Origin of the sequence: uncultured Barnesiella sp. (assembly GCF_946496565.1) — a bacterium.
Lineage (GTDB): Bacteria > Bacteroidota > Bacteroidia > Bacteroidales > Barnesiellaceae > Barnesiella > Barnesiella merdigallinarum.
Genome location: NZ_CAMMHD010000018.1, coordinates 1 through 12,430, shown reverse-complemented (window position 1 = coordinate 12,430; position 12,430 = coordinate 1). Strand labels below are relative to the sequence as shown.

The window sequence follows — 12,430 nt, the reverse complement described above, 5'->3', positions numbered from 1 at the left end:
CGCGGCTCTTTCTTCATTTGTTCGGATTTTCTGTTCGAAGATTCTGATTTAACACAATTTGGTTATAACTCCTCTTGAATTAACACAATTGATGCACTATTTCCTATATATTTGCGGCAGGTTACTAACAGAAAATAAAAGAGAAAGTCATGATTTATGTCTTGTTCATAGTTATTGCGTTGGTGAGCTTCGCCGTACAGCGTACGTTGCAGAGCAAATTCGAACGCTATTCGCAAGTGCCTATTCCCTATGGACTTACCGGTCGCGATATTGCCATGCGTATGTTGCAGGAGAATGGCATCAATAATGTCACGGTGACACAGATCGACGGTCGCCTGACCGACCACTACAACCCTACGACCCACACGGTCAACCTCAGCCGCGAGGTCTACTACGGCAACAGCGTGGCTGCTGCGGCTGTAGCTGCTCACGAGTGTGGCCATGCGGTACAGCATGCCCGAGCCTATTCGTTCCTGACATTGCGCTCGGCTCTGGTTCCGTTTGTCAGCTTTGCTTCAAACTGGGTACAATGGATTTTGCTGATTGGTATCTTCACCATACAGGTGATGCCTCAGATTATGCTTGTAGGTATCATTTTGTTTGCTGCCACTACGTTGTTCAGTTTCATTACGTTGCCGGTCGAAATCAATGCCAGTCAGCGGGCTTTGGCGTGGTTGAATCAGGCCGGTGTGACCGATGCCACGACTCACGACAAGGCACAAGATGCCCTCAAGTGGGCCGCCTACACCTATGTAGTAGCTGCTCTGGGTTCGTTGGCTACGCTGGTGTACTACATTCTCATTTTTGTGGGAGGTCGTCGCGACGAGTAAGGAACGATACCATACCGTTTGAGCCGATAGATGTACAAGCCGTTGCTCCGTGTGGGCAGCGGCTTTTTTTAAAAGATATAAAAGTAAAAGCTTTTTTGGTAAATATGAGCAATTTGCCTACTTTTGCGATAGTTTTTGTTTAAGGTCTAATTTTTTTGAATGGAATCGTTGGCAAAGTGCTTCGGGTGAAGTCTGCCGGCGAGACGGGTCGTTGATCGACCCGATAGAACGTATGAAGAAATATTGGTATAAGATTGTGTGGATAGCGTGTGCTATCCTATGTACTCAATTTGTCAATGCACAGCGCGTAGCGCTTAAGAGTAATGTAATCGACTGGGCCACACTGTCGCCCAACCTGGCACTGGAGATGCGGCTCAACAGCCGGCTGACCCTCGATATTAGTGCCACGGCCAATCCATTTACGTTTTCCGTTGCCGACGTAAAGGCCACACATGCCCGATTGCAACCCGAGTTGCGCTATTGGTTCAACCGTCCCATGGCCCGCCATTTCGTGGGCCTTAGCTTTCTGGGCGGGTTGTACAACATGAACATCAGGCAACATCTGTATCAGGGCGATATATGGGGCGCCGGGCTGTCGTATGGCTATGCGTTCGTATTGAGTAGGCACTGGAACCTCGAGGCTACGCTCGGTGTGGGTATGGCCCGGTTGCGGGCGTTCGATTATCGCGAAGGCGAGGAGAAACCCGCTACGCCCAACTTGCGCAAATGGTCGCCGATTCCCATTCGGCTGGGCCTTTCGTTTTCCTATATATTCAAGTGATAATAATTTGTGACTATGCTGATAAATAGATTACGCTCCTGCTGGGTGGCAGGCGCTTTGATTGGGGCTGCACTGCTGCCGCTGTGGGCTCGCGACATCAATGTGCGGGGAACGGTCACCAATATCGAGGGTGAGCCGCTCTACCGGGTGAGCATCTTCAACGCCGCTACCAACAAGCTGGTGGGGGCTACCAATGAGGATGGCAAGTATTTGGTGAAAATCGATTCGGAGGGCGATTTGCTCTTCTCGTCGCTGGGATATGAAGAGAAACAAGTAGCCGTGCGTGGCGAACTGACCATCGATGTCGAACTCGAACCTTCGGCCGTGGCGCTGAACGAGGTGGTGGTCTCGGCCAAACGCATCGTCGACAAGGTGGTGCCCGAGCCTACCGATATCGAGGTGAAGGGCAACTACTTCCATGTGAAGACCCGGGTGAAGATTCCCCGCGAACTCTTCACGACCGATGCCCGCATGATTATACAACCGGGTATCTACAATGTCTCTCGCGGGCAGATGGTCTTTCTCAAACCGGTAGTTTTCGACGGCAAGGAGTATGCCATCACGCAAGAGCGCATGTACGACTACGACACCCGGCAAGACCCCTTGTCGCAATATGTGCAGATAAAAACTACCTCGTCGCGCAAGGACGATTGGGTGGGCTACAACGACTCGACCTATGTCGAGAACCCCAACGACGACTTCCGTTGCGACATGATGGTGGCGATGGAGAACTACAACCGGGTGCTCTACCGCGATACCTTTGTGATTGCCCGCGGCGTGGTCAACCCGCTGCGGTTCCTCGAGTACGACATTCCCGGCAGTGCGGTGAAGAACGAGCGCTTTTTCCCGCAACCCGAGATGCAGTTGCGCGATACCCGGGGCGATGTGAATCTGACTTTCCGGGTCAACCAGAGCCGGCTCAACCTCGACGACGGCAACAACCGCGAGGAGATGCAACGGCTGGTAGCCCGCCTGCGCGAGGTCGAGAACGACCCCAATGCCCGGCTGAAGAGCTTCTCCATTGCGGGAACGGCTTCGCCCGACGGTAGTTACGAAAAGAACCTGAAGTTGGCCGGGCAGCGTATGTCGTCGGCCATGGATTGGGTGTTGAAAGAGCTGAACGAGTCGACTCGTCGGCAACTCGATATAAGTACCGATGCCGCGGTAGAGCCCTGGAGCCGGGTGGTCGAACTGCTTCGGGCCGACGGCAAGAACCAGGAGGCCGACGCCATACAGGCCATTATCGACCAATACCCCGACAATCCCAACCGGCAGTGGCGCAAGGTGGTGTCGCTGCCCTTCTATCGTCCGCTCATTACGGGCACCTATTTGCCGCAGTTGCGTCGGGTCAGCTACGAACTGCTCTTCTCGCAGTATCGCTACCTCACCGACGAAGAGATAAGGACTCTGTATCGGACCAACAGTGCCGAGCTCACCCGCAACGAGTTCTGGCGGTTGTACAACCAGGCCGGTTCGGCCGACGAGCGCGAGGCGATATGCCGGCGGGCTCTCGAGGTCTATCCGAAGTTCCTGGTAGCTGCCACCGACCTGGCAGCCCTCCTTATCGAGAAGGGTAAGCCCGATGCCGAGTTGCTCGTCCCCTATCTGAGTTTGCCCGAGTTGCCCGATGAAACCCGGCTCAACCAGGTAGTCGCCTGGATGGCGGTCGGCAAGTTCGGTCAGGCCGATTCGCTGGCCGCCGATTTGCCCGATACCGGGGTCTATCACAAGGCCAGGGTGTATGCGGCGGCTTTGAACGGCAGGTACAGCGAGGTGATACAGGAGGTTTCGGCCGATTCGCCCTTCAACGAAGTGTTGATGTTGCTGGCCATCAAAGCCAACGACCAGGCTTGGGAGAAGGCCAAGCTGTTGGGTAACTCGGCCCGCGAGAACTACATCAAGGCCGTTGCGGCCAATCGTGTCGACGAAGTGGTGCTCGCACTCTCGTATCTGGAAAGTGCGTTCAAGAAAGACCCGTCGCTGCGCGATGTGGCCAGCATCGATGGCGATGTGCTGGAATTGTTGCAACAACATGATGATGAGGAGTAAGTATGAAAAGGAAAAATTCGAAATACAGTATGCGTGGTTGTAAAGGGGCAGTAAGGTGTGCCTGCCTGTTGATGGTGCTGTGTGCGTGGAGCGCGTCGGCCCAGACACAGGAGGCTGCGAATAACGATACGACCCAGTTCAACGGATTGAATTACATGTTACAGCGTCCGGCCAGAAACGAGCGCTTTGCCCGGAAAAAGTTTGGCGACCACCTCTTCTTTACGGGCGAGGCGGGAGTCACTGCCGTCCGCTCGGCGGGGACTCTCTTTTCTACGCCGGGGTTGGGGCTGCGTAGCGGTCTCACGGTGGGCGACTGGTTCACCCCCGTACATGGTGTGCGGCTGGGCCTGAATGCCGGGTTGCACAATGGACTGGGCGAGGTCAACCCCTATTTTGCCGGACTCTCGGCCGACTATCTGATGAATCTCTCGGCCTTGTTGCACAAAGACAATGCGTCGCGCATCTTCGAGCTGATAGGGGTAGCCGGCGGTGAATATCAACTGTTGTACCGCCGGGGCAACTGGACCCACGGCGGAGGTTTCAGACTGGGTATGCAGACGCGCTTCAACTTCTCGCCGCTCACCTTCTTCTACCTCGAGCCGCGGGTAGGTATCTATACCGACGGCATCGACGGCATCTCTACCTGGATGCGATACGACTGGGAGGCCTCGCTCATGGCCGGTCTGGGGTATCGGTTGCTCTCGGCGCCGGTACGTCGGCACGAATCGTTCTGGGGGGCTAATCAAGGTCTCTTCTTCTCGTTGGCAGGTGGTCTGTCGTCGACCTTGACCAGTTCGTTGAACCCGTTGCTCGACTCGGGTTATACTGCCATGGTATCAATTGGCGAGCAGTTCACGCCGGTATCGTCGCTGCGCTTGTCGGGGACGGTCCGTTATCTGAAAACCGACCGGAATACCCATAAGGCATCGGTAGGAGCCCAGCTCGATTACCTCTTCAACATGCACGCCCTCTTCGGTGGATATAACCCTGGTCGGGTGTTCGAGATGTCGGGCCTTTTGGGAGCTGGTTATAACAAGGTGGCTGTCGATGAAAAGCTCCAGAGTCGCTGGAGTGTGGGGGCCGGTTTGCACGGCGAGTTCCGCTTGTCTGGAAATCTGGGCCTGTTCATAGAGCCTCGGGTCGATGTCTTTGCCAACGGAGCCTGGGGCGACCACCTGAGTGCGGTAGACCCGTTGGCTTCGGTATGGGCCGGACTTACCTATCGGCCGGTTTCGCCTGCAATCAATCGCTCGACTATCGAGCAAGACCCGTTCGACTTGCCTCGGAGCATCGGCGACCTCTACCTGACGATAGGCGGTGGCTTTGCCAGTGTGCTCAATACCTCAATCTCCGACCCGTTACCCAACAAGGGTTATCGCCTGTTCGGCGGTATAGGCACCTGGTGGAATCCGGTTTCGGGCGTGCGGTTGCTGGCCAATTTCTCGTCGCTCGATGCCCGCTTTACGACGCACCACACGTGGGCCGTGGGTGGTCAGCTTGACTATCTGTTCAACCTGACTAACCTCTTCTATGGTTATGATCGCAGCCGCCTCTTCTCGCTGAGTGGGGTGGCCGGTCTCAATTACGATTTTGTATCGTCGGAGGGCTATTTCCAGCACAGCGTGGGTGCAGGTGTAGGTCTGCAAGGTCTCTTCCGGCTCAACGATATGTTTGGCTTGTTCATCGAGCCCCGTCTGATTGTAGGGCAGGATAACCGTTGGGAACAGCAGCTTATCTCGAGCATCGATGTCGTGCCCACGATTACGGCCGGTCTCACCTATTCGCTCTATGGCTACGGGCGCACACATGGTACGATGGAGAAGGCCCAGGAGTTTCGCCACGAAAACTTCGTAGACCATATATTTTACGGAGCAGGCGTAGGTGTTGCCGGTATTATGCACCGCAATTTGGTTTTTCATCCGCTCGACCGCATCGGGCCCATGGCTTCGGCTTATGTGGGCAAATGGTTTACGGGGGCATCGGGTGTGCGGCTCTCGGCCGGTGCCGGCGCTTATCGCGACTCTGAGATCGGGTATCGCAAGTTCGGCCTCGTGCAACTCGATTACCTGTGGAATATCAACTCGACTCTCTACGGCTATAACCCGTCGCGCATCTTCGAGACTCACCTGGGGGTAGGTGCCGTGCTCTCCTATGCTACCGGCAACCACACGGGATTCTACCCCGGTGCCGCCCTGAGTCTGCAAGGGTTGTGGAATGTCGGTTCGGGTATCGGCTTGTTCGTCGAGCCTCAACTGCGGGTATTCGGGAAGAACTATTCGCGCGAAGGCATGGCCAGTTTGCCGATTGACATGCTCACCTCGGTGAACGTGGGCCTTCAATACCGGCTCAACCACTACGACTACCAGGCCAATCATGCCGCCTACGATACCGACAACAAATATTTCGTGTCGGTAGGCTATACGGGCCGCTGGCTCCGGAAGTCAGGCCTGCAGTTCGCTTCGGGTTATGGAGCCACCCTCTCGCTGGGTAAGTGGTATACTCCGCTGTCGGCCTGGCGTTTGGGCTTGGACTACGGCTACTATCGCACCCAACCGCAATATATGGCCTTGTCGCTCTCGGCCGACTATCTGTTCAATCTCTCGGCCTTTACCGTAGGGTATAATCCCGACCGCTTCTTCGACCTGCTGGTATTGGGTGGTGTGTATGGCGGCGTGGGCAATTGCCGGAAACAGAACGAATTTGTGTATGGAGCCCGGGCCGGCGTTCAGGGACGGTTCAACCTCTCGTCGGGGATAGACCTGTTTGTCGAGCCGCAACTCGTGGCTTCGCACCTGCCTCACACCTATGGCAGTGTCGATACCGAAGCCCGCGTGCTGGTGGGCCTCAACTACAAGCTGGGCCGCAATGCGGTAGAGGGTGGCCGTCGTGCTCCCGACCGCAACACCTTTGTATCGGTATCGGTAGGCCCTTCGCTCTTCAGCGAAACGATATTGATGGACCGTTACCGCAAGGTGTCGGTCGCTACCGACATTGCACTGGGTCGTTGGTTTACGGCCGCATCGGGTGTATCGGTAGGGTTGGGCTATGACTTCATTACCCCGAGAACTTCGCCTACACTCAACGTAGGGACGCTCCATGCCGACTATCTGCTCAACCTCTCGTCGCTGCTCGAGCCCGACCCCGATCGTCGGTTCCACTTGATTGCCTCGTTGGGTACCGGTCTGGGCTGGAGCAACTACAACCGCGATGGCGGTATAGGCTGGGTGGCTCGCGGTGCCGCTCAGTTGCGCTGGAACGTATCGCGCACGCTCGACCTCTTTGTGGAGCCTTCGATGACCCTCTGGGACGATAAGCTGTTCGAAACCAACACTCACCACTTTATCGGCGTAGGCCGGGTTTCGGTAGGAACCGCCTATCGGTTTTGACGCACGACTATGATATTGCAGGCACCCGACTCTCGAGCGTGAGTCGGGTGCCTGCGTTTTTCAGAGGTCGTGGCCAGGGATACCTGTCGTCGGCTTTCGGGGCAGGATATTCGGAAGGGGGGGTGAATACCGGCTTTTTTCTCAAGGATAAAGAACCAACTATATCGCGGAGTATGTACGCTATATCACTTTTTTGCATTATCTTTGCTCGGTAAAAAAGCGAAGGCAGCAGATACCCGATAGGTTTCGATTGGACAGCCGGGCCGTGAAGCCTGCAATCGGCAAGGTGGCTGCCGGGATAGATTGAAGCCGGGAGCTCTCCCCGCGAAGAACATAAAATAGACAATGAAAAATATGATGGCAAAACCTTCCATTCCCAAAGGTACGCGCGATTTCTCGGTCGACGAGATGGCCAAGCGCAATTACATATTCGATACGATAAAACAAGTTTTTGCTCTCTATGGGTTCCGGCAGATTGAGACGCCGGCCATGGAGACCCTGCAGACCCTCATGGGCAAATATGGCGAGGAGGGTGACAAGTTGCTCTTCAAGGTGCTCAACTCGGGCGATTTCCTCTCGGATGTTTCGGAGGCCGACCTGGCCGAGCGCAACCTCAACCGCTTGGCTGCCCGCCTGTGCGAGAAGGGGCTCCGTTACGACCTCACCGTGCCCTTTGCCCGCTTTGTGGTGATGCACCGCAACGAACTTACCTTCCCCTTCAAGCGTTATCAGATTCAGCCCGTGTGGCGGGCCGACCGTCCGCAGAAGGGGCGTTATCGCGAGTTCTACCAGTGCGATGCCGACGTGGTGGGCTCCGACTCGCTGCTGAACGAGGTAGAGCTCATCGAGATGATCGACGAGGTATTCTCCCGTCTGGGCATACGGGTAGCCATCAAGTTGAACAACCGTAAGATATTGAGCGGTATAGCCGAGTGGATAGGGGCTCCCGAGAAGATTGTCGACATTACTGTGGCCATCGACAAACTCGACAAGATGGGGCTCGACAAGGTGAATGCCGAACTGATGGAGAAGGGGCTTTCGCAGGAGGCTGTGGCCCAACTGCAACCCATCATCCAGTTGCAGGGCAGCAACGAGGAGAAGCTGCAGGTGCTGCGCCGCGAATTGGCTGGCTCGGAGACGGGCTTGAAGGGTATCGACGAGCTGGAGTATATCTTGCAGAAACTCTCGGCCTCGCCGTTGCGCTCGACGCTCGAGATAGACTTGACATTGGCGCGCGGCCTCAACTACTATACGGGTGCCATTCTCGAGGTGAAGGCGCTCGATGTGCAGATAGGCAGCATCACGGGTGGCGGCCGCTACGACAACCTCACCGGTGTATTTGGTCTGCCGGGTGTATCGGGCGTGGGCATCTCGTTCGGTGCCGACCGCATCTTCGACGTGCTCAACCAGCTCGACCTCTATCCCAAGGAGTCGATGCAGTCGACACAGGTGCTCTTTGTCAACTTCGGGGAGCGCGAGAGCCAGGTCTGTCTGGGCCACCTCGCTCGGTTGCGGTCTGCCGGCGTGCGGGCCGAAATCTATCCCGAACCGGCCAAGATGAAGAAACAGATGAGCTATGCCGACTCGATAGGGGCCCAGTATGTGGCTCTGGTGGGCGAGACCGAAATCGCCGCCGGCAAGATAGCTCTGAAAAACATGACTACGGGCGAGCAGTCGTTGCTCTCGCTCGACGAGGTTATTGCCCTTTTGCGTAATCGGCAAGAAACGATAAAAGAAAATAAAACCATAGATAGATTGAATCGATGAGCTCGAAATTGGAATACACCGGCTTGACTGAGGCCGAGGTGTTGAAAAGTAGGGAAAAGTATGGCGAAAACGTGTTGACGCCACCGGCCCGAACCCCGATGTGGAAATTGTTTCTGGAGAAATTCTCCGATCCTATCATTCGTATTTTATTGGTAGCTTTGTTGCTGTCGATAGCCGTTTCAGTCTATCACGTGGCAACTGGCGAGGCCGGGGCTTCGGCCCTGTTCGAACCGGCCGGCATCGCCCTGGCTATCCTGCTGGCTACGGTGGTGGGCTTCCTCTTCGAGATGAGTGCCGCCAAGAAGTTCGACATTCTCAATCAGGTGAACGACGACCTGCCCGTGAAGGTGGTGCGGGGCGGACATATTGTCGAGATTCCCAAACGCGAGGTGGTGGTGGGCGACATCGTCATGCTCAATGCCGGCGACGAGATACCGGCCGACGGTATTCTGCTGAGTGCCGTCTCGGTGCAGGTGAACGAGTCGTCGCTCACGGGTGAGCCCATGGCCACCAAGACGACGGTCGAAGCCGACTTCGACAAGGATGCTACCTATCCCTCCAACGCCGTGATGAACGGTTCGACCATGCTGGGCGGCTATGGCGTGATGCAGGTGACTCAGGTGGGCGACGCTACCGAGTATGGCAAGGTCTATACCGGTTCACAAATCGAGAACAATACCCAAACTCCGCTCGACAAGCAGCTCAATACGCTGGCATCGTTCATCACGAAGGCCAGTTATGTGATTGCCGCTATCATCTTTGTGGCCCGCACGGTCATCTACCTCACCGACCATCCGGTGCTCGACTGGCTCAGCTTCGGCAGCTACCTGCTCTCGACGGCCATGATTGCCGTGACCGTTATCGTGGTGGCTGTGCCCGAGGGGTTGCCCATGAGTGTGACCCTGAGCCTGGCCATGAGTATGAAGCGCATGCTGGCCAACAACAACCTGGTGCGCAAGATGCACGCCTGCGAGACGATGGGTGCGGCTACGGTCATCTGTACCGACAAGACGGGAACCCTCACCCAAAACCAGATGCGGGTGAGCGAGGCTGCTTTTGACTACGCCTCCGACTCGAATATCAAAGCGATTATTGCCGAAGGCATTGCCGCCAACTCGACGGCTCACCTCGACGAGGGTGCCAACGGGGTGAAGGTGCTGGGTAACCCCACCGAGGGGGCTCTGCTGCTGTGGCTGGCCGACCAGGGTGTCGACTATGCCGAGTTGCGCAACCGGGCTCATGTGGTGGAGCAGCTCACCTTCTCGACCGAGCGCAAGTATATGGCTACGGTGGTCGACTCGCCGTTGCTCAACCGTCGGGTGATCTATGTAAAGGGTGCCCCCGAGTATGTGATGAATTTCTGTTCGCAGATGGTTACGGCCCAGGGGCTCGTGCCCATGGAGAGCAGCCGTCCGGGCGTGGAGGCGAAACTGTTGCAGTATCAGAACCAGGCCATGCGTACTTTGGGCTTTGCCTATGCGCTGGTAGGTCCCGACGAGCCTTACTTCATGGCCGGCCATCTGTCGCCTCATATCCACCTCACCTTCCTGGGTGTGACCGCTATTGCCGACCCCGTGCGCAAGGAGGTGCCCGAGGCTGTGGCCGAGTGCCTGAATGCCGGCATCAAGGTGAAGATTGTGACGGGCGACACCCCGGCTACGGCTCGCGAGATAGCCCGCCAGATTTCGTTGTGGAAGCCCGAGGATGGCGACCGCAACATCATCACCGGTACCGAGTTTGCCAACCTCTCCGACAAGGAGCTGCTCGAGCGTATCCCCGACCTGAAGGTGATTGCCCGCGCCCGACCTATGGACAAGGAGCGGCTGGTGAAGTTGCTGCAGTCGCAAGACGAGGTGGTGGCCGTGACCGGCGACGGTACCAACGACGCTCCCGCCCTCAATGCCGCCCAGGTGGGCCTCTCGATGGGCGACGGCACCTCGGTAGCCAAGGAGGCCAGCGACATCACCATCATCGACAACTCGTTCGGCAGCATCACCAAAGCGGTGCTGTGGGGCCGTTCGCTCTATCGCAATATCCAGAAATTCATTCTCTTCCAGATGACCATCAACGTAGCGGCCTGCCTCATCGTGCTGCTGGGGGCCTTCCTGGGCACCGAGTCGCCGCTCACCGTCACGCAGATGCTGTGGGTGAACCTCATTATGGATACCTTTGCCGCGCTGGCTCTGGCCTCGCTGCCGCCCGACGAACGGGTGATGCGCGACAAGCCCCGCCACCTCAACGACAATATCGTGACCCGTGCCATGGGCAAGGGCATCATCGGTACCGGTATCGCCTTTGTGCTGCTCCTCTTCGGGCTGCTGCAATACTTCAAGCATGTCGATGTCACTTCGATAGCCCAGTTCGACCTGAGTCTCTTCCTGGCCAACTTCTTCAACTTCAGTCCCGTGCACGAAGGCCTTACCCGCTACGAGCTTACCCTCTTCTTCTCGATATTCGTCTTCCTGCAATTCTGGAACATGTTCAACGCCAAGGCCTTCGGCAATGTGCAGTCGGCCTTCAGCCGCTTGAACACCTGCAAAGGCTTCCTGTGGGTAACGCTCATCATCCTGGCCGGGCAGATACTCATCGTGAGTGTGGGCGGTGCGCTCTTCAGCGTGACCCCGCTGCAGCTCATGGATTGGGTTTATATCTTTGCCGCTACCTCCATTGTGTTGTGGATTGGCGAGATTTATCGACTCATTCGCAGAATTGTGGCATAAATTGTTGATAAAAAATGCGCCGATTTGTTGCGTAGTCCAAAATAATCGTTTATCTTTGCACCGCATTTGACAAGTGGTCGGTACAAAAATAGACATGATGGCGAGATAGCTCAGTTGGTTAGAGCGCATGATTCATAATCATGAGGTCCCGGGATCATACCCCGGTCTCGCTACGAAGAGAGCTTCAGGTAACTGGAGCTCTTTTTCGTTAAGTTCATATAGCACTTGAAGTGAGGCTTGGTGCTTTTTATTATTGTGGCGAAGGGTTAGGGCGTCCCGATGCAGCATCGGGAAGGTCCCGGGATCATACCCCGGTCTCGCTACGAAAAATAAAAGTTGCCTCACGATTCAGTGAGGCATTTTTTTACCTCCTCCAATGTATTACGTTTATATCCTCTATTCACGTACACGCAATCGATACTATGTAGGTTATACTCACGATATAGCCACTCGCTTGTCGAAGCACAATGCGGGAGCTACGCCGAGTACCCGAAGCGGCAGGCCTTGGGAATTGGTGTATAGCGAATCCTATACGGAGAAAGGGGCCGCCATGGCTCGGGAGAGAGAGATAAAGAATAAGAAGTGTAGAATATATATCGAGCAGTTGATAGCGAAGGGTTAGAGCGTCCCGATACAGTATCGGGAAGGTCCCGGGATTATACCCCGGTCTCGCTACGAAGAGAGCTTCAGGTAATTGGAGCTCTTTTTTTTTTGTATGTAGTCATTCCGCGCCCCGACGCGGAATCCAGAAAATACCCGCAAAGGAGACAGTCCGCAAAGGGGGGGGGAATACCGCATGAGGTAAATACTGGCAAGGACTCCGTAAATGAAAGCCTCGCTTATCCTCTTCTGGACCCCGCATCGAGGTGCGGGGTGACGTTCTTGTCATTCCGCGCT

Annotated in this window: 7 protein-coding genes and 1 tRNA gene; all 8 read left to right on the top strand. The window is 55.9% G+C overall.

The window, feature by feature from the left end:
• Positions 1–149 precede the first annotated feature (149 nt).
• Positions 150–830, top strand: coding sequence for a zinc metallopeptidase (locus tag Q1K76_RS09870; protein WP_087408763.1), 681 nt, complete (start codon positions 150–152; stop codon positions 828–830).
• 232 nt (positions 831–1,062) lie between these two features.
• Positions 1,063–1,611, top strand: a complete 549-nt coding sequence (locus Q1K76_RS09865; RefSeq protein ID WP_143240939.1) for a DUF3575 domain-containing protein — start codon at positions 1,063–1,065, stop codon at positions 1,609–1,611.
• A gap of 15 nt (positions 1,612–1,626) precedes the next feature.
• Complete coding sequence (locus Q1K76_RS09860) at positions 1,627–3,660, top strand: carboxypeptidase-like regulatory domain-containing protein (RefSeq protein WP_298662923.1); 2,034 nt, start codon at positions 1,627–1,629, stop codon at positions 3,658–3,660.
• A gap of 2 nt (positions 3,661–3,662) precedes the next feature.
• Positions 3,663–7,046 carry a hypothetical protein gene (locus tag Q1K76_RS09855; protein WP_300132950.1) on the top strand — a complete coding sequence of 1,128 codons (3,384 nt, stop codon included), beginning with the start codon at positions 3,663–3,665 and terminating at the stop codon, positions 7,044–7,046.
• A 354-nt stretch (positions 7,047–7,400) separates the two neighbouring features.
• Positions 7,401–8,813 (top strand): histidine--tRNA ligase, encoded by a 1,413-nt coding sequence (gene hisS / locus Q1K76_RS09850; RefSeq protein ID WP_298662919.1) that lies wholly within the window; start codon positions 7,401–7,403, stop codon positions 8,811–8,813.
• Positions 8,810–11,533, top strand: a complete 2,724-nt coding sequence (locus Q1K76_RS09845) for a calcium-translocating P-type ATPase, PMCA-type (RefSeq protein ID WP_300132947.1) — start codon at positions 8,810–8,812, stop codon at positions 11,531–11,533. Before hisS ends, Q1K76_RS09845 begins: the two co-directional genes overlap by 4 nt.
• A gap of 99 nt (positions 11,534–11,632) precedes the next feature.
• Positions 11,633–11,706 (top strand) — tRNA-Met (locus Q1K76_RS09840).
• A 203-nt stretch (positions 11,707–11,909) separates the two neighbouring features.
• Entirely contained in the window at positions 11,910–12,155 is a 246-nt protein-coding gene (locus Q1K76_RS11900; RefSeq protein WP_366944495.1) for a GIY-YIG nuclease family protein, read from the top strand.
• Positions 12,156–12,430 lie beyond the last annotated feature (275 nt).